This is a genomic window from Dongia sp. (genome assembly GCF_041905885.1).
Lineage (GTDB): Bacteria > Pseudomonadota > Alphaproteobacteria > Dongiales > Dongiaceae > Dongia.
In genome coordinates, this window is the sequence record NZ_JAYRKD010000014.1 from 1 (window position 1) to 22021 (window position 22021).

General features: G+C 65.6%; 24 protein-coding genes. 20 read left to right on the top strand and 4 right to left on the bottom strand.

Annotated features, from left to right (window positions below; translation table 11 throughout):
• Positions 1 to 86 precede the first annotated feature (86 nt).
• Positions 87 to 560 carry an SRPBCC family protein gene (locus tag ACH2CY_RS15140; protein ID WP_395020125.1) on the bottom strand — a complete coding sequence of 158 codons (474 nt, stop codon included), beginning with the start codon at positions 558 to 560 and terminating at the stop codon, positions 87 to 89.
• Entirely contained in the window at positions 557 to 1012 is a 456-nt protein-coding gene (locus tag ACH2CY_RS15145) for a GNAT family N-acetyltransferase (protein WP_395020127.1), read from the bottom strand. Before ACH2CY_RS15145 ends, ACH2CY_RS15140 begins: the two co-directional genes overlap by 4 nt.
• A 118-nt stretch (positions 1013 to 1130) precedes the next feature.
• On the opposite strand from ACH2CY_RS15145, the gene ACH2CY_RS15150 reads away from it, so the two are divergent.
• The 4 genes from ACH2CY_RS15150 to ACH2CY_RS15165 all read left to right on the top strand — a co-directional run bounded on the left by ACH2CY_RS15150 (position 1131) and on the right by ACH2CY_RS15165 (position 6998).
• Positions 1131 to 2189, top strand: coding sequence for a chemotaxis protein CheB (locus tag ACH2CY_RS15150; RefSeq protein ID WP_395020129.1), 1059 nt, complete (start codon positions 1131 to 1133; stop codon positions 2187 to 2189).
• The gene (locus tag ACH2CY_RS15155; RefSeq protein ID WP_395020130.1) at positions 2161 to 5772 is read left to right on the top strand and encodes a CheR family methyltransferase; all 3612 of its coding nucleotides are present in this window, start codon (positions 2161 to 2163) and stop codon (positions 5770 to 5772) included. Before ACH2CY_RS15150 ends, ACH2CY_RS15155 begins: the two co-directional genes overlap by 29 nt.
• Positions 5753 to 6151, top strand: coding sequence for a response regulator (locus tag ACH2CY_RS15160; protein WP_395020131.1), 399 nt, complete (start codon positions 5753 to 5755; stop codon positions 6149 to 6151). The genes ACH2CY_RS15155 and ACH2CY_RS15160 overlap by 20 nt, the downstream gene beginning before the upstream one ends.
• 79 nt (positions 6152 to 6230) lie before the next feature.
• Positions 6231 to 6998 (top strand): DUF1488 family protein, encoded by a 768-nt coding sequence (locus ACH2CY_RS15165; RefSeq protein ID WP_395020132.1) that lies wholly within the window; start codon positions 6231 to 6233, stop codon positions 6996 to 6998.
• A 73-nt stretch (positions 6999 to 7071) separates the two neighbouring features.
• On the opposite strand, the gene ACH2CY_RS15170 is transcribed toward ACH2CY_RS15165, so the two are convergent.
• A complete protein-coding gene (locus ACH2CY_RS15170) occupies positions 7072 to 7449 on the bottom strand; it encodes a hypothetical protein (protein WP_395020133.1) in 378 nt (125 codons plus the stop codon).
• Positions 7450 to 7604: 155 nt separating this feature from the next.
• Here ACH2CY_RS15170 and ACH2CY_RS15175 point away from each other — a divergent pair, with 155 nt between their 5' ends.
• The 16 genes from ACH2CY_RS15175 to ACH2CY_RS15250 all read left to right on the top strand — a co-directional run bounded on the left by ACH2CY_RS15175 (position 7605) and on the right by ACH2CY_RS15250 (position 20064).
• Positions 7605 to 8948, top strand: a complete 1344-nt coding sequence (locus ACH2CY_RS15175; protein ID WP_395020134.1) for a YihY family inner membrane protein — start codon at positions 7605 to 7607, stop codon at positions 8946 to 8948.
• A gap of 62 nt (positions 8949 to 9010) precedes the next feature.
• On the top strand, positions 9011 to 10288 hold the full coding sequence (gene eno / locus ACH2CY_RS15180) for a phosphopyruvate hydratase (protein ID WP_395020135.1): 1278 nt from the start codon (positions 9011 to 9013) through the stop codon (positions 10286 to 10288).
• 39 nt (positions 10289 to 10327) lie between these two features.
• Positions 10328 to 10495, top strand: a complete 168-nt coding sequence (locus tag ACH2CY_RS15185; RefSeq protein WP_395020136.1) for a hypothetical protein — start codon at positions 10328 to 10330, stop codon at positions 10493 to 10495.
• A gap of 94 nt (positions 10496 to 10589) precedes the next feature.
• On the top strand, positions 10590 to 10943 hold the full coding sequence (locus ACH2CY_RS15190; protein WP_395020137.1) for a septum formation initiator family protein: 354 nt from the start codon (positions 10590 to 10592) through the stop codon (positions 10941 to 10943).
• Between the two features lie 212 nt (positions 10944 to 11155).
• The gene (gene pdhA / locus ACH2CY_RS15195) at positions 11156 to 12172 is read left to right on the top strand and encodes a pyruvate dehydrogenase (acetyl-transferring) E1 component subunit alpha (protein ID WP_395020138.1); all 1017 of its coding nucleotides are present in this window, start codon (positions 11156 to 11158) and stop codon (positions 12170 to 12172) included.
• A 12-nt stretch (positions 12173 to 12184) separates the two neighbouring features.
• Positions 12185 to 13546 (top strand): pyruvate dehydrogenase complex E1 component subunit beta, encoded by a 1362-nt coding sequence (locus ACH2CY_RS15200; RefSeq protein WP_395020139.1) that lies wholly within the window; start codon positions 12185 to 12187, stop codon positions 13544 to 13546.
• A gap of 16 nt (positions 13547 to 13562) precedes the next feature.
• Positions 13563 to 14864 carry a pyruvate dehydrogenase complex dihydrolipoamide acetyltransferase gene (locus ACH2CY_RS15205; protein ID WP_395020140.1) on the top strand — a complete coding sequence of 434 codons (1302 nt, stop codon included), beginning with the start codon at positions 13563 to 13565 and terminating at the stop codon, positions 14862 to 14864.
• 21 nt (positions 14865 to 14885) lie between these two features.
• Complete coding sequence (locus ACH2CY_RS15210) at positions 14886 to 15281, top strand: hypothetical protein (RefSeq protein WP_395020141.1); 396 nt, start codon at positions 14886 to 14888, stop codon at positions 15279 to 15281.
• A 33-nt stretch (positions 15282 to 15314) separates the two neighbouring features.
• Positions 15315 to 15695 (top strand): hypothetical protein, encoded by a 381-nt coding sequence (locus ACH2CY_RS15215; RefSeq protein ID WP_395020142.1) that lies wholly within the window; start codon positions 15315 to 15317, stop codon positions 15693 to 15695.
• Positions 15692 to 16024: a hypothetical protein gene (locus ACH2CY_RS15220; protein ID WP_395020143.1), complete on the top strand. Its 333-nt coding sequence runs from the start codon at positions 15692 to 15694 to the stop codon at positions 16022 to 16024. Before ACH2CY_RS15215 ends, ACH2CY_RS15220 begins: the two co-directional genes overlap by 4 nt.
• Before the next feature lie 17 nt (positions 16025 to 16041).
• Positions 16042 to 17442: a dihydrolipoyl dehydrogenase gene (lpdA, locus tag ACH2CY_RS15225; protein ID WP_395020144.1), complete on the top strand. Its 1401-nt coding sequence runs from the start codon at positions 16042 to 16044 to the stop codon at positions 17440 to 17442.
• Positions 17443 to 17453: 11 nt separating this feature from the next.
• A complete protein-coding gene (locus ACH2CY_RS15230) occupies positions 17454 to 17726 on the top strand; it encodes a hypothetical protein (protein ID WP_395020145.1) in 273 nt (90 codons plus the stop codon).
• Positions 17727 to 17728: 2 nt separating this feature from the next.
• Complete coding sequence (lipA, locus tag ACH2CY_RS15235; protein ID WP_395020146.1) at positions 17729 to 18673, top strand: lipoyl synthase; 945 nt, start codon at positions 17729 to 17731, stop codon at positions 18671 to 18673.
• A gap of 31 nt (positions 18674 to 18704) precedes the next feature.
• Positions 18705 to 19136 carry a type II toxin-antitoxin system RatA family toxin gene (locus ACH2CY_RS15240; protein ID WP_395020268.1) on the top strand — a complete coding sequence of 144 codons (432 nt, stop codon included), beginning with the start codon at positions 18705 to 18707 and terminating at the stop codon, positions 19134 to 19136.
• 78 nt (positions 19137 to 19214) lie between these two features.
• Positions 19215 to 19568 carry a DUF6152 family protein gene (locus tag ACH2CY_RS15245; RefSeq protein ID WP_395020148.1) on the top strand — a complete coding sequence of 118 codons (354 nt, stop codon included), beginning with the start codon at positions 19215 to 19217 and terminating at the stop codon, positions 19566 to 19568.
• A 4-nt stretch (positions 19569 to 19572) separates the two neighbouring features.
• Entirely contained in the window at positions 19573 to 20064 is a 492-nt protein-coding gene (locus ACH2CY_RS15250; RefSeq protein WP_395020149.1) for a DUF6644 family protein, read from the top strand.
• On the opposite strand, the gene ACH2CY_RS15255 is transcribed toward ACH2CY_RS15250, so the two are convergent.
• Entirely contained in the window at positions 20061 to 21965 is a 1905-nt protein-coding gene (locus tag ACH2CY_RS15255) for a hypothetical protein (protein ID WP_395020150.1), read from the bottom strand. The two genes, ACH2CY_RS15250 and ACH2CY_RS15255, sit on opposite strands and share 4 nt — an antisense overlap.
• Positions 21966 to 22021 lie beyond the last annotated feature (56 nt).

Genomic DNA, 22021 nt, shown 5'->3' on the forward strand with positions numbered 1-22021 from the left:
CGCTTCAGGTGATGGCTGGGCAAAATTGCAGCCCAACGGCTCGCTAAAGGGCCAAATCTGCTTCCACAACGGCGATGAAGCAAACTTCACCGCCCGTCCGTGGCCGACTTCTTCAACAGCCTGCTAGCGCCGAACCGGCGCTTCAGCCCATCGAAGCCGGCTTGAAACACCGCCTGGGCGCGGCTGCGGACCGCCGCTTCCTGGTCGGTCTCCAAAGTCGCGCGCCAGACGATGAAGCATTGATCGCCGTCGATTACCGGCTCGAGCCGGATCACCGCGCGATAGTCGCGCATCGGGAGCTTGGTTCCAGGCGGCGTGCCGACGATGGCATAGCCGATCGTCATCTCGGCGTCGGAAAGCTGGGTCAATTCGTGGACCCAGACGCTGCCGTCGTCGAAGGCCAGCCGGCGGCGGCAGCCGATGCGGTCGGCCGGGCCATCCTCGATCGCCGAGCTCAGGATCGCCGCGTTCCAGTCCGGCATGGCGTTGAAGTCCCGGATCAGCGCCCAAACCAGCTGCGCCGGCGCGGCGATGACGGAGCTGCGATAGACCTCGATCATTCGACCACCAGGCTCATCCGGAGATTCTCGTCGAAGACTTCGCCGCCGATCCCCTGGTAGAAGCCGATCGCGAGCGGGTTCTTGCGCCAGACTTCCCAGACGATGCGCTGGGCCTGCTGCGCCCGGGCGATTTCCTTGACGGCATCCATCAGTGCCCGGCCGGCGCCGGTGCCGCGGGCCTCGGCGCCGACGAACAGGCTGATCACATAGATCGAGCGCCAGATCTCCCAGACCCCGGGATGGAAGCTGATGTAACCGACCGGCCGGCCGCCGGCTTCGGCGATCAGGGTCCTGCAGACCGGGTCCGGCCCGAACGACTGGTCGAGCAGTATGTCGAGATCCACCGCGGCATCGGAAGGCTCGATCGCGTTCAGGTATTCGATGAACTCGCCGAGCAGGCGTTTGACCACCTCGCGGTCGTCGGAGCGCGCCGGCCTGACTGTGACTGCCATGGATTCCTCTTTCCGTCTTTGGTCCGACTTTAGGCATCGGGACACGAAATCGGAACCTATCTTCGGGCCGCAGGGTTGGCCTCGGAGGCCCCGATACTCAAGCAAAGGGACATGAGCGATGGGAAACGAGGCGGGGCGCGGCATCCACGGGCATGACACGATCGTCATCGGCGCCTCGGAAGGCGGGCTTGAGGCGCTGCAGACGCTGGTGCGGACCTTCTCCGCCGATCTGCCGGCCGCTGTTTTCATCGTGATGCACATCGGCATCCGCAGCCATCTCACCGAGATCCTGGGCAAGAAGAGCGCACTGCCGGTCCTCTCGGCCGAGAGCGGCGCCCCGGTCCGCACCGGCACGATCACTGTCGCGCCGCCGGGGAAGCACCTGCTGATCCATGACGGGCATATGCTGCTGCGCCGCGGCCCGCGTGAGAACATGGCCCGGCCGGCAATCGATCCGCTGTTCCGAACGGCTGCCGCGAGCCGCGGCGGGCGGGTCATCGGCGTTGTGCTGTCGGGCAATCTGAATGACGGCACCGCCGGGCTGCGCGCGATCAAGCGCTGCGGCGGCCTGGCGGTGGTGCAGGACCCCGAGGATGCCGCCGTGCCCGCCATGGTCCGAAGCGCCCTGCGTCACGTCGATGTCGACCACGTGCAGCCGATCGACGGCATGGGCGACTTGCTGTCCGAACTGGCGCGCAAGCCGGCGCCGCCGACACCCGAGATCCCGCTGGAAATCCGCGTGGAATCGACTATTGCCGCCCAGGAGCTGGCCACCATGGAGCTTGAGGAAGAGCTCGGCGAACTCTCCCCGTTCAGTTGTCCGGAATGTAACGGCGTCTTGTGGGAGGTTAATGACGGAAGTATGCTTCGCTATCGTTGCCATGTTGGCCACGCTTTCACGGCGGAAACCGTCCTCTCTGCCAGGGCAGCGGAGGTGGACCGGATGTTGGAAAGCCTGTTGCGTTCCCATCAGGAGCGGGCGGCCCTGGTGCGTCGGATGGCCCAGCACGAGCGAAGCCTGCAGAACGACTCCCTGGCCGCACAACTCGAAGCGCGCGCCGAGGAATACGAGCACGACGCCGAGGTGGTGCGGCGACTCGCGCGCCATGGCCGGCCGACCGAGGGAGATGAAGGGGAATTTCTGAGGAATGAAGCGGCCGAAGAGCAAGAAACATGAGGAGCAGAAGCCGCCGGAGAAGAACCACGCCACCCCGGTCGTCGGGATCGGCGCTTCCGCCGGCGGCATCGATGCACTCCGGACCTTCGTTCCGGCCGTCGCGAAGGACAGCGGCCTGGCCTTCGTCGTCGTCCAGCACCTCGATCCCGATCACACCAGCCATCTTTCGACGCTGCTCGGGCGGGCGACCTCGATTCCGGTGGTCGAGATCCACGACGATACCCCGATTGAAGCCGACCACATCTACGTCATTCCGCCCAACACCGCGCTCAGCATCACCGGCAACCGCCTGCTCCTCACAGCGCCGACCCAGAACCGCGGCTTTCGCACGCCGATCGACGGCTTCCTGATTTCGCTCGCGGAAGCGCGCGGCGAGAATGCTGCCTGTGTCATCCTCTCCGGGACCGGCAGCGACGGCACGCTCGGCCTGCGCGCCATCAAGGAGCACGGCGGCGCCACCTTCGCGCAGAAGGGCGCCGAATACGACGGCATGATGCGCAGCGCGCTCGGCACCGGCCTGGTGGATTTCGTGCTGCCGGTCGAGGAAATCCCGGGCAAGCTTGCCGACTATTTCCGGCACCTGGCGAGCGTGGACGGGCTCAAGGGACCGGACGGCCTGCGCACCGAAGCCGGCGACCACCTGGCGCAGATCTGCAGCTTGCTGCAGATGCGCACCGGGCATGACTTCCGCGGCTACAAGGACAAGACCGTCGCCCGCCGCGTGCAGCGGCGCATGCAGGTGCTGCAGATCGACGACGTCACGGCCTTCATCGAGCGCCTGCGCAAGGATCCGCAGGAGCTCGACGCGCTGCTCCAGGACCTGCTCATCGGCGTCACCAACTTCTTTCGCGACCCCAAGGCCTTCGACGCCCTGGGACAGATCATTCCGCAGATCTTCTCGACCAAGACCGGGCAGGACACGGTCCGGGTCTGGGTGCCCGGCTGCTCGACCGGCGAGGAGGCCTATTCGATCGGGATCCTGCTGAAGGAATTCACCCTCGCCAAGCAGGGCATGCCGAAGATCCAGATCTTCGCCAGCGACATCGACGAGGAGGCGCTGCAGATCGCCCGCATCGGCCGCTATCCGGCCGCCATCAGCAAGGATGTGCCGCAGCGCCTGCTCGATCGCTATTTCGTGCATGAGGACGGGACTTACCGGATCTCCGGGGAGCTGCGCGAGGCCTGCCTGTTCTCGGCCCACAACCTGCTGCGCGACGCACCTTTCTCCAAGCTCGACCTGGTTTCCTGCCGCAATCTGCTGATCTACCTGACGCCGGACCTGCAGAACCGGCTCATTCCGCTGTTCCACTACGCGCTCAATCCCGGCGGCTATCTCTTCCTCGGCAGCTCCGAGAACGTGACGCGGCACACCCGGTTGTTCTCCACGGTGGACAAGGCGCAACGCATCTTCCAGCGCCGGGCGCTGGTCGAGCGCCGCCTGCCGGAATTCCCGCTCACCGCGCCGGAGGGCGCCCGGCGCAAGGCGTCGCCCGTGGCCCGTCCGGCCAACGAGCAGGAAAGCCTGCAGACCCTGGCCGAGCGCCAGCTGCTCGACCGCTATGCGCCGGCTTTCGTGGTGATCAACGGCGAAGGCGACCTCATCCATGCCTCGGGGCGGACCGGCAAGTATCTCGAGCTGGCGGTCGGCACGCCGAAGACCGACATCTTCAGCCTGGCGCGCCGCGGGTTGCGGCCCGACCTGCGCGCCGGCGTGCACAAGGCCATGGCCACCGGGCAACCGGTGCTGCAGTCGAATGTCGTCGTCGGCACCAATGGCGGCCGGCAGGCCATCAACCTGGTGGTTCATCCGCTGCGCTCGCCGCAGAGCCACGATCCGCTGTTCATGGTCGTCTTCCAGGACATCGGCGGCATCAAGGGCAGCGGCGAAGCAGAGCAGGGCAATGAGGATGTGGAGAATTCCAGCCTGCGCCAGCTCGAGCAGGAATTGCGCGCCACCAAGGAACGGCTGCAGACCACGACCGAGGAGCTGGAATCCTCCAACGAGGAGTTGAAATCCGGCAACGAAGAACTCTCCTCGATGAACGAGGAGCTGCAATCGGCCAACGAGGAGCTCGAAACCTCCAAGGAAGAGCTGCAGTCGATCAACGAGGAACTGCAGACCGTCAACGCCGAGCTGAATGCCCGGGTCGAGGAGCTCTCCCGCGCCAACAGCGATATCGCCAACCTGCTGGAGAGCACGCAGATCGCGACCGTGTTCCTGGACCACAACCTCACCGTCAAGAGCTTCACGCCGGCGGCCAAGGATGTGTTCCGGCTGGTCGAGAGCGACACCGGGCGGCCGATCAGCCATGTCCGGCCGCGCTTCGCCTCGGATACCGTGCAGGAAGATGCCGAGCGGGTGATGCGCACGCTCGGCACGATCGAGCGCCAGGTACAGAGCACGCATAATGAGTCCCGCTACGTGATGCGGGTGCTGCCGTATCGCACCGTCGAGAACGTGATCGCCGGCGTGGTCATCACCTTCACCGACGTGACGCGGATCACCGCCGCCGAGGCGCGGATCAACGAGCTGACCCGCGATCTGAAGAGCCGGCTGCAGAGCCTGGAGACGCTGATCGAGCTGGTCCCGGTCGGCATCCTGATGATGGAGGATTCCAGGACCGGCGCCGTGCGGGTCAATCGCTATGGCGCGCAGCTGCTGGGCGAAAGCGGCAGTGGCGACGCGCTGCGGCCGGTTTCCACCAGCCTGCGCATTCTGCATCAGAATCAAGACGTGCGGCTGGACGAGCAGCCGCTGCAGAAATCGGTGGGCTCGGGCGAGCCGATCGCCGGTTACGAGGCGGTGCTGGTACGCCCCGACGGCAGCCGCGCCGATGTGCTGATGTCGGCGACACCGCTTGCCAACGACGAAGGCAAGGTCCGGGGCGGCATCGCGGTGATCCTGGACATTTCCGAGCGCAAGCGGGGTGAGTTGCAGCAGCAGGTCCTGCTGCATGAGCTACAGCACCGGGTCAAGAACATCATCACCACCGTGGGCGCGCTGGCGACCCGGATGCTGAAAGGCACGACCTCGTTGGAGGATTTCTCGACCGCCTTCACCGGGCGGCTGAGCGCGATGGCGAAGACCCATGAGTTGCTGACCGCGAGCAACTGGCAGGGTGCCGGCCTGCGACCGCTGATCGACGCGACGGTCAGGGCCTACGGCTCCCGGGACGGGCTGAACATTTCTGTTTCCGGGCCCGACCTCGTGCTGGCGCCGGCCGCGGCATCGACCCTGGGGCAGGTGCTCTACGAGCTCGCGACCAATGCGGTCAAATACGGAGCGCTCAAGGAGCGCAACGGGCGGGTCGATATCAAGTGGCGGGTGACGAAACTCGACGGCAGTGCGGATGTTGCCCTGGAATGGATCGAATCCGACGGGCCTGTCGTCGGGGCCAACGCCAAGGAAGGCTTCGGCACCGCCTTCATCCGCCGGAGCGTCGAGTACGAGTTGAACGGCAAGGTCGATATCGAGCTTCAACCGACCGGCTTTCGCTGCCGGATCCTGTTTCCGAGCGAGCGCAATCTGCTAGATGGCCCAACCGGGTTGGGAGGCCAAAGGAATGTTTCACCACCCGACTGACTCCGCGCCCCGGGCTCACACACTGCGTGTGCTGGTGGTGGAGGACAATCTGCTGATCGCGGAAACGCTCTGCGACGCGCTGGAGACGTGGGGGTGTGTGGTGGTCGGGCCGGTGCCGGACCTGCCGCGCAGTCTGGCGCTGCTCGACCAGGATCCGCCCGACGCCGCGCTGCTCGACATCAACCTCGGCGGCACGCTGTCTTTTCCCTTGGCGGAGATCCTGGAAAAGCGGGGCGTGCCCTTCGTCTTCATGACCGGCTATGACGACGGCGTGGTGTTTCCGCCGGAATTCCGCGAGGTGCGCCGGCTTTCCAAGCCCTTCGACTCCAAGGATCTCACCGAAGTCCTTGAAGTCTGGGCCCGATTGGCGCGCGGCTGAAGCGGTCGGACAGCCACCGTCGGCGGGAACTCCCGACCTCCTCCCGGGTTCATCCCGGGACTGGAAGTGGGGTGTCGGGATGCTGCGCTTCGTCGGCGATGTCGGGATCTATCTGCCGGATCGGGATGCCATCACGTTCACCGCCTTGGACGGGCGCCTGCCGGTGGCCTGCCGGGTTCGGCGGTCGGCCCTGACCGCGCTCGGCTGCAGCTTCCGCGCCACCCCGCAGGAGCTGGTGGACGGGTTCCAGTCGGTGCGCAAGTTCCTCGAGCGGGTCGCCCGCTTCAAGTGGAACACCGGCCGTTTCTCCCGGGGCGCCAACCACCACCCGGTGGTCAATATCGAGGACGCCGACATCTACAGCTTCTATCGCGTCGAGGACGGCAAGCCGATCGCCGAACTGCAGGCGGTACCGGAAGGCCAGCCCGACGACACCATGTGGCATGAGGGCACCGGTTCGCCGCTCCGGCTAAACCTGCACAGCCTGCGCATCCTGGTGGTCGAGGACAATTTCCTGACCGCCGACGCGATCCAGGACCTGCTGGAGACCAACGGTTGCGAGGTGGTCGGCCCGGCGCCGAGTGTGGCCGCGGCGCTGGAGCTGATCGCGGCTGCGCCCCTCGACGGCGCGGTGCTGGATATCAATCTCGGCGGCGAGCTTTCATTTCCGGTCGCGGCGGCGCTGATCGAGCGCGATGTGCCCTTCCTCTTCCTGACCGGCTACGACGAGCTGGTGGTGCCGCAGCAGTATCGCGGCATGCGCCGGCTGGAAAAGCCGACCGACCTGCGGCAACTCGCCGAGATCGTCACCAGCGCCTTCGGGCAGCCCTCGCGCTTCGCCCACTGACGCGGCCAACGGCGTCGCGAAAATGCCCCCGCGGTTCGGGCCGCGAGGGCTTTTTCGTCAAGGGCGTGCAGCGCTAGTTGCCGCTGCTGCCGCCACCGCCGGAACCACCGCCGCCGGAGCCGCCACCGCTCGACCCGCCGCCGGCGCCGCTGGTCCCATCGCTGGTGCCGCCGCCGCCCGCACCCGTGCCGGTGCCGGAACCCGTGCCAGTGCCGGTGGCTGGATTGTTGGCGCCGCCGACCCCATTGTCGCCGCCGCCGTTGGGGACCGTGTTGGTGTTGGAGCTGTTGTTGTTGGTGCAGTTGGTCTGGTTGGCGCCGGAACAGTTGGCTCCGTTATCCTGCGGCGTTGTGGTGCTCTGGGCCGCCGCCGGAAGCGCCGCGGAAGCGACTATGAGCGCGACCGCCGCCGTTCCGGCGAGGCCATTGCGCGTGGCTTTCAGGATGATCATGCAAACTCCTTCTTGATGAATTGCAGCATGTGGAAAGCCAACCGGGGTTCTCTGAGCGAGTTCCGGGCACAGCGCTTTGTCGGACCGCCTCCCGCTTTGCGCGAAACAGATGGGTGATGTAGCCTTTCGCAAAGTGGAACCGGCAGGGGACCGGGATGGCCGAGAATGTCGAGCAACGACAGGTGAAGCTGGCCGCCGCCCAACACGCGGCGGAGCGGGCGCGCGCCATTGCCGGCCGCACTTCCAAGGCAACGCCGAGCTTCCTGCGCTACCTGCTGGCCCGCTTCCAAAGCGACGGCTGCACCACCGCGGCCGCGGCCCTGGGCTATACTTCACTGCTCGCCATCGTGCCGATGCTGACCATCGCGCTGGCGATGTTCGCGGCGTTCCCGTTCTTCGCCGATATCCGCGGCGGCATGATCCAGAGCCTGTTCACCAATCTCGCGCCGAGCCTCGGCGCGACCGTGAACACCTATCTCAACACCTTCATGGACAATGCCGGGAAGGCGACCGGCGCCGGCATCGTCGGCCTGGCCGTGACCGCGATCCTGCTGATCCACACCATCCAGACCGCGTTCGACCGGATCTTCGGCTCGACCCGGGGCAGGACGCAGTGGGGCCGCTTTCCGATCTACTGGGCGCTGCTCACGCTGGGGCCGATCCTGTTCGGTGTCAGCTTCTCGATCTCCACCTATTTCTTCCAGATCGGCGCCGAGGCCGACTTCTACGGCATCAGCACCGGCGTGCAGATCCTCGGCAACATCCTGCCCTTCGTGCTCGAGGCGGCGGGCTTCGCGCTGTTCTATCGCCTGATGCCGACGCGGCCGGTGCTGAACGTCGATGCGATATGGGGCGGGCTGGCCGCCGCCTTCCTGTTCGAGGTGGTGAAGCGGGCGTTCGGCCTCTATCTCACTTACGCGCCGACCTACCAGGCGCTCTATGGCGCGCTGGCGGCGATCCCGATCTTCATGGTCTGGATGTACCTCGCCTGGGTCATCACCCTGATCGGCGCCGAGATCACCGCGGCCCTGCCGGAATGGCGCGCGGGCCGGCGCGCCTTCGTGGCGCACCACCGCCGCGGCGACCAGCTGAGCTTCAGCCTCGGCGCCCTGGCGCTGCTCCGGCAGGCGCGGGCCCACGGGGTCGGGGTGCGCAGCCAGGACTTCGTCGAGGAACTGCACGCCGATCCGGTGCTGATGCATACCCTGCTGGAGCAGCTTCAGCGCGCCAACATCATCGCGCACAGCGACCGCGGCCGCTGGGTGCTGACCCGCGACCTTTCCGCGATGACCATGCATTACCTCTGCCGCGTGCTCGGCGTCACCCTGGCCGGCGGCGAAAGCGGGAACGTGCCGCGGGTCGGCCCCCTGGTCGAGCGGCTCGACCAGGAGGAGCAGGGGATGCTGGCGCAGTCGGTCGAGGCGGCGCTGGCCGCGCTGGACAAGCCGGCCCCAGAATCCAAGGAGGCGGAGCCCAAAGAGGCCGCCAATTCGCGGTAGTCGCCCCGGACCGGCGCCGCTATAACTTCCCGCTCAACCGAATGAGCTGAGGAAAAGGCGGAATGAGCGCGATCATCGACATCCACGCAAGACAGATCCTGGACAGCCGGGGCAACCCGACCGTGGAGGTTGATGTCACCCTGGAGAGCGGCGCCATGGGCCGCGCCGCCGTGCCCTCCGGCGCCTCGACCGGCGCCCATGAGGCGGTCGAGCTCCGCGACGGCGACAAGTCGAAGTACGGCGGCAAGGGCGTCCTGAAGGCGGTCGATGCGGTCAACGGTGAGATCTTCGACGCGATCTCCGGCCTCGACGCCGCCGGCCAGTTGCATATCGACAAGACCATGATCGACCTCGACGGCACGCCGAACAAGGCGCGGCTCGGCGCCAACGCGATCCTCGGCGTCAGCCTGGCGGTCGCCAAGGCCGCGGCGCAGGAAGCCGGCCTGCCGCTCTACCGCTATATCGGCGGGACCCAGGCCTCGGCCCTGCCGGTGCCGATGATGAACATCATCAACGGCGGCGCGCATGCCGACAACCCGATCGACTTCCAGGAATTCATGGTCCTGCCCTGGGCGGCGCCCTCCTGCGCCGAGGCCATCCGCTGGGGCGCCGAGGTCTTCCACGCGCTCCGCGCCGAGCTGAAGAAAGCCGGGCACAACACCAATGTCGGCGACGAGGGCGGCTTCGCTCCCAATATCGCCAGCGCCGAGAAGGCGCTCGAGTTCGTGGTGAAGTCGATCGAGAAGGCCGGCTTCAAGGCCGGCGATGAGATCGCGCTCGGCCTCGACACCGCCTCCACCGAGTTCTTCAGGGACGGCAAGTACGTCATGGAAGGCGAGGGCAAGACCCTGGATTCCGACGGCATGGTGAAGCTCTATGCCGACCTCGTCGCCAAGTTTCCGATCGTGACCATCGAGGACGGCATGGCGGAGGACGACTGGAAGGGCTGGAAATCGCTGACCGACGCGATCGGAAAGAAGGTGCAACTGGTCGGCGACGATCTCTTCGTCACCAACCCGAAGCGTCTCAGCGACGGCATCCAGAAAGGGGTCGCCAACGCGATCCTGGTGAAAGTGAACCAAATCGGCAGCCTCTCGGAGACCCTGGAAGCCGTGGAAATGGCGCATAAGGCCGGCTACCGCGCGGTCATCTCGCACCGCTCCGGCGAAACCGAGGATTCGACCATCGCCGACATCGCCGTCGCCACCAATGCCGGCCAGATCAAGACCGGCTCGCTGTCGCGCTCCGACCGCAACGCCAAGTACAACCAACTGATCCGCATCGAGGAACAGCTCGGACCCAGCGCGCGCTATGCGGGGAAGGGCGTGTTCCGGCGTTGACATAGGGGCGTCAGCACCGGCGGGCGGCCAGGAGATACCATGTCACAATGGGTCATTGGTGCGGGCGTGCTGATCCTGGCGGCTCTCCTCGCCGGCTTTGGTGTCAAAAAACTACGTTCAGGCTCCAGAATCGGCCTGATCATGATCCTGTTCAGCTTGTGTCTATTGCTGCAGGTCTTCGGGTATGCGGTGGTCTTGCGGAGATAGGCCATGTCGTTCGACTCACGAAAAATGAATCTCTTCTAACCTGTTGAATCGATTTCTGTTGACGGCAGGAATCGTGATGTGATTCGCTCTTCTCATGGACCTCCGCCGCGATATCAAGCGTCGACTCGCTCAAGTGACCTGGCCGATGCTGGGCGCCTGCCTTGCGGGCTACTTCGTCTATCACGCGGTGCAGGGCGATCGCGGCATCGTCGCCTGGATGCAGTTGAACCAGCAGATCCGCGTCGCCGAGGACGAGCTCGCCAAGACCGATACCGAGCGGCAGGAGATGGAGCAGCGCGTGGCGCTGCTCTCCAACACCAGCCTCGATCTCGACATGCTCGAGGAGCGCGCGCGGGTGATGCTGAATTTCGCGCATCCCGACGACCTGGTGATCTTCTACAACGCGCAGCAGACACCCGGCACCGCGCCGCAGCCCGCGCTCAACTGATCCTTGCCTTACTTTGCATAGTTAACTTCAATCCGGTTAACTGTCATTTTATGTTGTAAATTCATAGCAATAAGTCGGATTGAACTTTTATTGCGCTGAGCCTAATTTACCCCCTGCGGCGGCTTCCTCGACCCCAAGCGAACCCGGGTGAACCGGGCGTGTTGTGGACGGGTTCCTAGTTCGCCCGCCCAATGAAGCCAACAGGGGGTCTCATGGCCAAAACCGCCACCAAGCCTGCCGCCAAATCCGCCGCCCAGCCGGCCAAGATCCCTTCCGAACAACTGATCCAACATTACCGCGACATGCTGCTGATCCGCCGCTTCGAGGAGAAGGCGGGCCAGCTTTACGGCATGGGCCTGATCGGCGGCTTCTGCCATCTCTACATCGGCCAGGAAGCCGTGGTGGTCGGCATGCAGGCGGCCTCGGAAGAGGGCGACACGGTCATCACCTCCTACCGTGACCACGGCCACATGCTGGCCTGCGGCATGGATCCGAAGGGCGTCATGGCCGAGCTGACCGGTCGCGCCGGCGGCTATTCCAAGGGCAAGGGCGGCTCGATGCACATGTTCAGTGCCGAGAAGGGCTTCTTCGGCGGCCATGGCATCGTCGGCGCGCAGGTGCCGCTCGGCACCGGTCTGGGCTTCGCGCATAAGTACAAGAAGGACGGCAAGGTCGCGATGGCCTATCTCGGCGACGGCGCCGTGAACCAGGGCCAGGTCTATGAAGCCTTCAACATGGCGGCACTCTGGAAGCTGCCGGTCGTCTATGTGATCGAAAACAACAAATACGCCATGGGCACCTCCGTGCAGCGCTCCGCCGCCGGCACCAAGCTCTGCGATCGCGGCCTCGCCTACGGCATTCCGGGTGAGCAGGTCGATGGCATGGACGTCGCCACCGTGCGCGCCGCGGCCGCCAAGGCGCTGGGCCATGCCCGCGACGGCAACGGTCCCTACATTCTTGAGATGATGACCTATCGCTATCGCGGCCATTCGATGTCGGACCCGGCGAAGTACCGCACTAAGGAAGAGGTCGCGAAGATGCGCCAGGAGCATGATCCGATCGATCGCCTGCGCGAGCGGCTGCTCTCCGAGAAGCATATCGACGAGAACGGCCTGAAGAATATCGACCGCGAGGTGAAGGAGCTGGTCTCCCAGGCCACCGAGTTCGCCCAGGCCTCGCCGGAGCCGGATCCGGCCGAGCTCTACACAGATGTCCTGGTCGAAGCCTAGGGGGAGCGCAAGATGTCCGTTCAAGTCCTGATGCCCGCGCTCTCGCCGACCATGACCGAGGGCAAGCTGTCGAAATGGCTGAAGTCGCAGGGTGACGCGGTGAAGGCCGGCGACATCCTGGCCGAGATCGAGACCGACAAGGCGACGATGGAAGTCGAAGCGGTCGACGAGGGCGTGCTCGACCAGATCCTGGTGCCCGAGGGGACGGAGAACGTCGCCGTCAACACGCCGATCGCGGTCCTGCGCGGCGATGACGAAGCCGCGGGTGCGGCGCCCGCACCGGCGGCACCCAAGGCTGAAGCGCCGAAAGCGGAAGCGCCGAAAGCCGCGGCACCGGCGGCGGCCAAGCCCGCCGCGGCACCGGTCGCCGCCGAGGCCGTGTTCACGGGGCCGACCACGACCCAGACCGTGCGCGAGGCCTTGCGCGACGCGATGGCCGAGGAGATGCGGCGCGACGAGACCGTGTTCCTGATGGGCGAGGAAGTCGCTGAGTACCAGGGCGCCTACAAGGTCAGCCAAGGCCTGCTGGAGGAGTTCGGCCCGAACCGGGTGATCGACACGCCGATCACCGAGCATGGCTTTGCCGGCCTCGCGGTCGGCGCCGCGTTCAGCGGGTTGAAGCCGATCGTCGAGTTCATGACCTGGAACTTCTCGATGCAGGCGATCGACCAGATCGTCAACTCGGCGGCCAAGACCAACTACATGTCCGGCGGCCAGATGGGCTCGCCGATCGTGTTCCGCGGGCCCAACGGCGCCGCGGCCCGCGTCGCCGCGCAGCATTCGCAATGCTATGCGAGCTGGTACGCGCATATCCCGGGCCTCAAGGTGGTGGCGCCGTGGTCCGCCGCCGACGCCAAGGGCCTGTTGAAATCCGCGATCCGCGATCCCAACCCGGTGATCTTCCTGGAGAACGAGATTCTCTACGGCCAGAGCTTCGAGGTGCCGCAGGACAAGGATTGGATCGTCCCGATCGGCAAGGCCAAGATCGTGCGCAAGGGTTCCCAGGTCACCATCACCGCCTTCTCGCGCATGGTCGGCGTCGCCCTCGAGGCCGCCGAGCTGCTGGCGAAGGAGGGGATCGACGCGGAAGTCATCGATCTCCGGACCATCCGACCGCTCGACACCGAGACCATCGTCGCCTCGGTGCAGAAGACCAACCGCCTGGTCAGCGTCGAGGAAGGCTGGCCCTTCGCCGGCATCGGCTCGGAGATGGCGGCGGTGATCATGGAGCAGGCCTTCGACTATCTCGACGCGCCGGTCGCGCGGGTCGCCGGCGTTGACGTGCCGATGCCCTATGCCGCCAATCTCGAGAAGCTGGCGCTTCCGCAAGCCGCGCAGATCGCGGATGCGGCCAAGCAAGTCTGCTATCGCTGAGCGGGGGGAGGGAGCGATGCCGATCAACATCCTGATGCCTGCCCTCTCGCCCACCATGACCGAGGGCAATCTAGCCAAGTGGCTGAAGAACGAGGGCGACACCGTCAAGGCCGGCGACGTGATCGCCGAGATCGAGACCGACAAGGCGACCATGGAGGTCGAGGCCGTCGATGAAGGCAAGATCGGCAAGATCCTGGTCGCCGCCGGCACCGAGGGCGTGAAGGTCAACGACGTGATTGCCGTGCTGCTGGAGGAAGGCGAGAGCGCTTCCGACATCGGCGCCACGCCGCAGTCGAACCCGGAGCCCGCTGCCAAGACCGCGGATGCCAAGCCGAAAGCCGCCGCCCCGGCGCCCCAGGCACCGGCGCCCAAGCCCGCGGCTGCGGCAACGCCGGCAGCGAAACCCGCCGGCGGCAACCGCGTCTTCGCCAGCCCGCTCGCGCGCCGCATTGCCGAGCAGAAGGGCATCGACCTGTCCGGCCTCGCCGGCAGCGGGCCGAACGGCCGCATCGTGCGCGCCGATCTCGACAAGGCGCCCGCGGGCCGTGCAGCTCCCGGTGCCGCCGCGTCGAAGCCGACGACCTTGCCGGGCGCGCCGAGCTTCAACGCATTCGGCGAGCCGGAATTCGAGCTGATCCCGCACACGACCATCCGCAAGACCATTGCGCGCCGCCTGCAGGAGTCGAAGCAGTTCGTGCCGCATTTCTACCTGACGGTCGATTGCGAGCTCGACCGGCTGCTGGCCTTGCGCGAGGACGCCAATGCCGGCTCGGCCAAGGAAGGGCCGAACGCCTACAAGCTCTCGGTCAACGACTTCATGATCAAGGCCTATGCCATCGCGCTCCGCCAGGTGCCGAAGGCCAATGCCTCCTGGAGCGATGAGGGTATCAAGCAGTACAAAAGCTCGGATATCTCGGTCGCGGTGGCGATCCCGAACGGGCTGGTGACGCCGATCATCCGCCATGCGGAGTCGAAGACGCTGACCCAGATCTCCGCAGAGATGAAGGAGCTGGCCGGCCGCGCCAAGACCGGCAAGCTGAAACCCGAAGACTACACCGGCGGCAGCGGCTCCCTCTCCAATCTCGGCATGTTCGGGGTGAAGAGCTTCAGCGCGATCATCAACCCGCCGCAGGCAACAATCCTGGCGATCGGCGCCGGCGAGCAGCGCGCGGTGGTGAAGAACGGCCAGCTCGCGGTCGCGACGGTGATGAGCGCCACCTTGGCGGTCGATCACCGGGCGGTCGATGGCGCGCTCGGCGCCGAACTGCTGGCGGCCTTCAAGCGGCTGGTCGAAAGCCCGGCCGCGATGCTGGTCTGATCGCAAGACGGAGGCTGGGCCATGCGCCCCATCATCTATGTCGCCGCCGGGCTGATTCTCTTGATCGTGGTTGCCCTTGCCGGCGGCGTGGCCCTGATCGGCGGCGGGGTTACCTGGGTCGCCACCAAGAAGGTGGATGTGAGCGATCCCAACGCCGCCGACACGTTCCGGACCAAGTTCGAGCAGAACTGCAGCACGATGGCGACCAAGCGCATCGACAAGCAGGACTACCAGAAGATCGCGCTGGTCAAGCAGGTCTGCAGTTGCGACGCCAAGGCGCTGATCGCCTATATGAGGCGCAACAAGGACATGACGATCCTGGAGCTGGAAAAGCGCCTGCTGACCCGGGACGCGGCGATCATTCGCGAGTTCGACTCCTGCAACAAGGCATACGGCGTCGATGTCGAGCCGGACTGACGGCATGTCCGCGGAACGCGCCGGGGGAACTGCATGAAATACGTATTCTGGGGCATCGTCATCGTGGTCGTACTCGCCGTCGTGGTGGTCGTCGGCGGGGTCTATTGGTTCTCCACGACCACGGTGGATTTCAACGACCCGCAGCTGGTCGGCAAGTTCGGCGAGACCTACGCCAAGAACTGCGTCGGCACCTACGAGAAGCAGCTAACCAAGGCCGGCACGCCGCCGACGTCGGAGCAGCTCGTGGCTGCGGAGGCAGCTTGCAAATGCGCCCGCGATCCGGTGATCGCAGCGCTCGCCAAGCGCCCGAAAATGACTGTCTCCGAGCTGGCCGGCATCATGGCGGCGGATCCGGAGATTAGGACCATCACCAAAACCTGTTCCGAGGCGGCCGGCCTGACGGTGCCGCAATGAGCCAACAGCCGTATATGAAGATCTATCTCGGCATCGCGGCCGTCATCGTCATTGCCATCGGGATCGGCGTGTATCAGTTCGCGTTCATGCATGTCCCGGCCGGTATGGTTTCGACGAAAGAAATGACCAAGAGCTGCGAGGACCAGGCGTTTCGCAAGGAAGCCGCGGTGACGGATCCCGAGGCCGCCCGGATGAAGGTCGTCTGTGAGTGCATGATGGAAGCGAATGCGGCGGCCTTGAAGGAAGGCGTGACCGTCGTCGAATGGATGGCCGAGGCGCAGAAGAACGCGACGGCCTGCATGGCGAAGGCCGGCATCTCGACGGAGTAGAGAAAGGAAGGATTGGCGTGGCCGATACGAATTTCGACGTGGTCATTCTCGGCGGCGGGCCGGGCGGCTATGTGGCGGCGATCCGGGCCGCGCAGCTGAAGCTCAACACCGCGGTGGTGGAGCGCGAGAATCTCGGCGGCATCTGCCTCAACTGGGGCTGCATCCCGACCAAGGCGCTGCTGCGTTCGGCCGAGGTCTATCACCTGATGAAGCACGGCGATGCCTATGGCCTCAGCGCCAAGGAGGTCAGCTTCGACTTCCAGAAGGTGGTGGACCGCTCGCGCAAGGTCTCCGGCCAGCTCACCGCCGGCGTGAAACACCTGATGAAGAAGAACAAGATCACGGTGTTCGACGGCACCGGGAAGCTCAACGGCGCCGGCAAGGTCAAGGTCGAGAAGGACGGCAAGCCGGTCGCCGACCTCTCCGCCAAGCACATCATCCTGGCGACGGGTGCCCGGGCCCGCGCGCTGCCCGGGCTCGAGCCGGACGGCAAGCTGATCTGGACCTATCGCGAAGCCTTGATGCCGAACATGATGCCGAAATCGCTCCTGGTGGTCGGCAGCGGCGCCATCGGCATCGAGTTCGCCAGTTTCTTCCGCACCCTCGGCGCCGAGGTGACCGTGGTCGAGGTGCTCCCGCGCGTTCTGCCGGTCGAGGATGCGGAGATCTCCGCCTTCGCCCATAAGGCCTTCGAGAAGCAGGGCATGAAGATCAAGACCGGCGCCACCGTGAAGGCGCTGAAGAAGGGCAACAACAACGTCACCGCCACGATCGAGGCCGGCGGCAAGACCGAGGAGCTGACGGTCGATCGCGTCATCATGGCGGTCGGCATCGTCGGCAATGTCGAGGGCATCGGAATCGAAGGCACCAAGGTCAAGGTCGAGAAGACCCATGTGGTGATCGACGAATTTGGCCGCACCGGAGAGCCCGGCGTCTATGCGATCGGCGACCTTGCCGGCCCGCCCTGGCTCGCCCACAAGGCGATGCACGAGGGCGTGCTGGTGGTCGAGAAGATCGCCGGCGTCAAAGGCGTCCATCCGATGGACGTGAAGAACATCCCCGGCTGCACCTATTGCATGCCGCAGGTTGCCAGCGTCGGCCTGACCGAGGAGGCGGCCAAGGCCGCGGGCCGCGAGATCAAGGTCGGCAAATTCCCCTTCATCGGCAACGGCAAGGCGATTGCTCTGGGCGAGCCGGAGGGCCTGATCAAGACCGTGTTCGACGCCAAGACCGGAGAATTGCTGGGCGCGCATATGGTCGGCGCCGAGGTGACGGAACTGATCCAGGGCTATACCATCGCCAAGACCCTGGAGACCACCGAAGCCGAGCTGATGGCCACGGTATTCCCGCATCCCACCCTCTCGGAAATGATGCATGAGTCGGTGCTTGCGGCCTACGGCCGGACGCTCCATTTCTAGGGGGAAGAAACTTGCAGAACCAGGGGCCACCCGACGCTTTATTCTGGGTCATGATTGTCATCATGATCCCGATCTATGCGGTGACGATCTGGGCGATGGTTCGCATCATCCAAAAGGCCGGATATTCCGGCTGGAACTTCCTGTGGTACCTCGTGCCGATCGTGAACATCGTGATGTTCTTCATCTTTGCGTTTGGAGAATGGCCGGTCACCCGGCGCATCAAGGAGCTCGAAGGGCGCGTCTTCGGTGATCTGCCCGACCCGAGGCTCAATAGGCCGTTGTAAGTATGCCCAACGAAACCGCTCTCTTGCGTCACCCCGAGAAGGCCCATCGGCCGGACACGCCACTCCTGCGCAAGCCGGACTGGATCCGGGTCAAGGCGCCGATGTCGACCGAGTTCGCCGAGACTCGCGCCCTCATGCGCAAGCTCGGCCTCAACACGGTCTGCGAGGAAGCGGCCTGCCCGAATATCGGGGAATGCTGGAAGCAGAAGCACGCGACGGTAATGATCCTGGGCTCGCGCTGCACCCGCGCCTGTGCCTTCTGCAATGTCGCGACCGGCCGACCGGACCTGCTCGATCCGCATGAGCCGGCGCATGTTGCCGAAGCCTGTGCGGCGCTCGGCTTCCACCACATCGTCATCACCTCGGTCGATCGCGACGATCTCCCGGACGGCGGGGCCGGGCATTTCGCCGAGACCATCCGGCGCATCCGCGCCACCTCGCCCCAGACCACCATCGAAGTGCTGACGCCGGACTTCCTGAAGAAGCCCGGTGCCATCGAGACCGTGATCGAAGCCGGCCCCGACGTGCTCAACCACAATCTAGAGACCGTGCCGCGGCTCTACCGCAGCGTCCGGCCGGGGGCGCGCTATTTCCATTCGCTGCGGCTGCTGCAGCGGGCGAAGGAGCTGTCGCCGACCATATTCACCAAGTCCGGCATGATGGTCGGCCTGGGCGAGACATTGGACGAGGTCGGGCAGGTGATGGATGACCTCCGCGCCGCCGATGTCGATTTCATGACCATCGGCCAGTATCTGCAGCCGACCCGCAAGCATCACCATGTCGATCGCTTCGTGACCCCGACCGAGTTCAGCCAGTTGAAGCAGCAGGGGCTCGGCAAGGGTTTCCTGCTGGTCGCCGCCTCGCCGCTGACCCGCTCGTCGCACCATGCCGGCGACGACTTCAAGAAACTGCAGGCGGCGCGGGCCGCGAAGCTCCCGGCCGAATGATCGCTCTGGTCGTCGAGTTCGTCGCATGGCGATGAAGACCCATCATGAGACGCGGCGGCTGCCTTATTCGCCGCAGCAGATGTTCGACCTGGTGGCCGATGTCGCCCGCTATCCGGAATTCCTGCCCTGGTGCGTCGGCGCGCGGATCCGGGAGCAGCAGGCGGACATGCTGCTCGCCGACCTGATGATCGGCTTCAAGATGGTGCGCGAGAAATTCTCCAGCCGGGTCTGGCTGCACCGGGCCGAGCGGCGCATCGACGTCGAATACATCAACGGCCCGTTCCGCCAGTTGAAGAACCACTGGACCTTCCACGACGATCCGGATGGCTGCCGGATCGAGTTCTTCCTGGAGTTCGAGTTCAGCTCGGCCATGCTGCAGAAGCTGATCGGCGTGCTGTTCCACGAGGCCGTCCGCCGCATGGTCGCCGCCTTCGAGGCCCGGGCGAAACAGCTCTACGGCTGACCGCGGCGCTTGAAAGCCCAGGTAGAACCGCCAATCTCCCGTAAGATAGCTGTCGTCCAGCCAGTTCAGGGAGGAATCATGCGTAAGCTGTTGATTCTACTTCTGCTCAGCGTCGGTATCGGCAGCAGCGCCGCCTGGGCGCATCACGGCTGGAGCACCTATGATGCCGCGACCGTCCTCACCATCGAGGCACCGATCCTGACCGCCGCCTATGAGAACCCACACAGCAACATCACCCTTAAGGATCCGGCCGGGAAGGAATGGCATGTCATCCTGGCGCCGCCCTCGCGCATGGAGCGCCGCGGCATCGCCAAGGATGCATTGGTGGCGGGAAAGACCGTGACCGTGGTCGGCTATCCGAGCCGGAACGTCGATGGCGAGATGCGGGCCGAGCGGATGACCATGGACGGCAGCGTCGTCGAGCTTCGTTAGCCCGGTGGAGCACGCCGCGGGGGCGCCGGGCTGGGCGGTGGCGCTGCAGGATTCCGCCTTTGCCTTCGCGATACGGGATTCCACCTGGATCTATCCGACCGCCAATCTCGCCCATATTCTCGGCCTGGCACTGCTGGTCGGCTCGATCCTGATCCTCGATCTTCGGGTCCTGGGTGTCGGCCGCTGGGTTTCGACCGACGCGCTCTCGCGGCTGACGACGCCGTTCACGATCCTCGGCCTCTGCTTGTCGCTCAGCAGCGGCAGCGTGCTGTTCTCCGCCGACGCGGCGGCGCTCGCCTCCAACCCGATCTTCCGCCTGAAGATGGCGCTGCTCGCCGCCGGGCTCGCCAACGCCCTGCTGTTTCGACTGCTCTGGCAGCGGCGGATCGCCGGGTGGACCGAGCGCGCACCGGTGCCGGCCCGCCTGCAGGCCGGACTCTCCGGTCTCGGCTGGCTGGCGGTCGCGGGTTGCGGACGGTTGATCGCCTATTTCTAGCCGGGGATCGCCAGGATGCAGGTGATCGGGTCGCTGTAGCCGTCGGAGGTCTTGAACTCGCGATAGCCGGGTGACTGGCCGCGGGCGACGATCTGGAAATCTTCGAGTGTCGCCAGGTCGAGCAGGCTGCCCGGCGCCCGCGCATCGGTCGAGGCGATCACCATACCCGCGGCGTTGACAAAGGCGGCGAAGCTGCCGGCATAGGGCGCGCCGCTGTCATCGACCGGGAGCACGTCCAGGAGCATCTGGTGGAACTGCGGCGCGCCGTCGAAAACGATCGCCACGCCGCCGACCGTGCGCGCGGAATCCGGCGCCAGGATCGAGCCGCAATAGACATAGGTCGGCCGCCCGTCATAGAGCGGCGTCGGTTCGAAGGCGGAGACCGAATAGGCCTGGGTGTTGCGGCCGGCCAGCGCTGCTTCGATATGCGCGCCGGCAAGCTTCTCGCCGACCATGCCGCTGGCGCCGCTGCGGGAATCCGCGACCACGCGACCGCCCGCATCGAAGACGAAAAGCGTGCTGTAGACGGTATAGAGCCCGTTGATATAGGCGAGGATCCGGCCGATCTCGGCGGCTTCGCCCGGGCCCGGCGTGCCGGCCGCGAGCGTATTGCGGAAGTATGGAGTCAGCGCCCACCAGCGGTTGTCGTTGGCGCGCTCATAGAGATTGCGGTCCATGATATCGACGCCGAGCGCCGCCATCTGCTCCGCCTCGCGGCGCAGGCTGCCATGGGTCTGTTCGTAGAGCGTGCCGATCACGCCATGCACGGCGTTGCGAATCTGTTCGCCGACCTCGCGGATGCTGCCCAGGACCGCGGGCAGCACGCGGTTGTTCTCGCGGTCGGCGGCGATCTTGCCGTTGAGGCCGATCAAGTGCAGGTCGGAATCGATCGCATAGGCGCGGCGCGAGATCTGCTTCAGGGTATCGGAGACGATCGCCGAAGCGGCGACGCTGCGCTCGTCATGCTCGTCCGTCGCCGCGGCTTCCTGCGCTTCCTGCCGCAGCAGGGCGGGGCGCAGTGCAACGCCGCTCCAGCCGAGGCCGAAGAAGCCCTGGTAGCCGCGGGTCGGGCGCCGCAGAGCGAGATGGTCTTCGTCATCGAGCGTCACGGTGACGAGCTGCTCCGCTGCGATATCGAGGCGCGACCCGAGGGCGAGACCGGCGGTATCGCTGCTGGCGATCACCTGGCCGTCGCGGTCAACGATTCCCAGGATCAAACCGGGCGCGGCGCCCTGGAGCAGGCTGGCGAAGATGCCGCGCATCTCGTCGTCGAACTTGAAGGAGAGGGCGAGGACGCCGATCGGGGCGCGGCTCGGACCGGGGATGGTCTGCACGTACAGCAGCTGCGCTGTGCCGTCCGGCCCATGGCGAAAGATTTCGCGGAAGCTGCCCGCCTGCTGGAGCGCCGCATCGACCAGCGGATCATCCGCGCCGAAGCGGCTCGCGGCGCCCAGCCGGGTCACATGCAGTGCGCCGTTCGACCGGTAAACCGCGATGTCGTCATAGACCGAGTATTTGGCAACGTATTCATCCAGCCGCTGTCGCAGGGCTTCGATCTCGGATTCGGAAATTTCGGCGGCGCAGAGGCTGTCGATGATCGCTCCGTCCTCCGCCAGGAAGCCGACATCGGCGGTGCGCTCGAACAGATTACGGATCAGGATGTCGATGGAAATTTGAGCACGGGTGCCCAATTCGACGGCAGTTTCGCGACCCTGCGATTCGGCGAGCGCCGACATGAGCTCGCCGCGCAGCTTGTTGAACTCGCCGCCGACCTGCTCCAGAGAGGCCAGCAATCCGGGCTTTTCCGCGAGGCCGTTGGGCTTTCCGCTCATCACCAGACGCGCCCAGGTGCGCTGCAGCTGGCTCAGCGTCTCGACGGAAACGACTCTCTCTTGCGACATGATGCGACGGAACAGCCCCCAGGACGGGCGGCTCTAAGCAATTTCCGTGCAACTTC

Coding starts and splice junctions, on each gene's coding strand:
- ACH2CY_RS15210 (WP_395020141.1), top strand. CDS start 14,886: ATGCGCCCCATCATCTATGTCGCCGCCGGGCTGATTCTCTTGATCGTG.
- ACH2CY_RS15175 (WP_395020134.1), top strand. CDS start 7,605: ATGGCCGAGAATGTCGAGCAACGACAGGTGAAGCTGGCCGCCGCCCAA.
- ACH2CY_RS15205 (WP_395020140.1), top strand. CDS start 13,563: ATGCCGATCAACATCCTGATGCCTGCCCTCTCGCCCACCATGACCGAG.
- pdhA (WP_395020138.1), top strand. CDS start 11,156: ATGGCCAAAACCGCCACCAAGCCTGCCGCCAAATCCGCCGCCCAGCCG.
- ACH2CY_RS15185 (WP_395020136.1), top strand. CDS start 10,328: ATGTCACAATGGGTCATTGGTGCGGGCGTGCTGATCCTGGCGGCTCTC.
- ACH2CY_RS15160 (WP_395020131.1), top strand. CDS start 5,753: ATGTTTCACCACCCGACTGACTCCGCGCCCCGGGCTCACACACTGCGT.
- ACH2CY_RS15215 (WP_395020142.1), top strand. CDS start 15,315: ATGAAATACGTATTCTGGGGCATCGTCATCGTGGTCGTACTCGCCGTC.
- ACH2CY_RS15140 (WP_395020125.1), bottom strand. CDS start 560: ATGATCGAGGTCTATCGCAGCTCCGTCATCGCCGCGCCGGCGCAGCTG.
- eno (WP_395020135.1), top strand. CDS start 9,011: ATGAGCGCGATCATCGACATCCACGCAAGACAGATCCTGGACAGCCGG.
- ACH2CY_RS15190 (WP_395020137.1), top strand. CDS start 10,590: ATGGACCTCCGCCGCGATATCAAGCGTCGACTCGCTCAAGTGACCTGG.
- ACH2CY_RS15200 (WP_395020139.1), top strand. CDS start 12,185: ATGTCCGTTCAAGTCCTGATGCCCGCGCTCTCGCCGACCATGACCGAG.
- ACH2CY_RS15155 (WP_395020130.1), top strand. CDS start 2,161: ATGAAGCGGCCGAAGAGCAAGAAACATGAGGAGCAGAAGCCGCCGGAG.
- ACH2CY_RS15170 (WP_395020133.1), bottom strand. CDS start 7,449: ATGATCATCCTGAAAGCCACGCGCAATGGCCTCGCCGGAACGGCGGCG.
- ACH2CY_RS15220 (WP_395020143.1), top strand. CDS start 15,692: ATGAGCCAACAGCCGTATATGAAGATCTATCTCGGCATCGCGGCCGTC.
- ACH2CY_RS15240 (WP_395020268.1), top strand. CDS start 18,705: ATGAAGACCCATCATGAGACGCGGCGGCTGCCTTATTCGCCGCAGCAG.
- ACH2CY_RS15150 (WP_395020129.1), top strand. CDS start 1,131: ATGGGAAACGAGGCGGGGCGCGGCATCCACGGGCATGACACGATCGTC.
- ACH2CY_RS15255 (WP_395020150.1), bottom strand. CDS start 21,965: ATGTCGCAAGAGAGAGTCGTTTCCGTCGAGACGCTGAGCCAGCTGCAG.
- ACH2CY_RS15145 (WP_395020127.1), bottom strand. CDS start 1,012: ATGGCAGTCACAGTCAGGCCGGCGCGCTCCGACGACCGCGAGGTGGTC.
- ACH2CY_RS15165 (WP_395020132.1), top strand. CDS start 6,231: ATGCTGCGCTTCGTCGGCGATGTCGGGATCTATCTGCCGGATCGGGAT.
- lipA (WP_395020146.1), top strand. CDS start 17,729: ATGCCCAACGAAACCGCTCTCTTGCGTCACCCCGAGAAGGCCCATCGG.
- ACH2CY_RS15245 (WP_395020148.1), top strand. CDS start 19,215: ATGCGTAAGCTGTTGATTCTACTTCTGCTCAGCGTCGGTATCGGCAGC.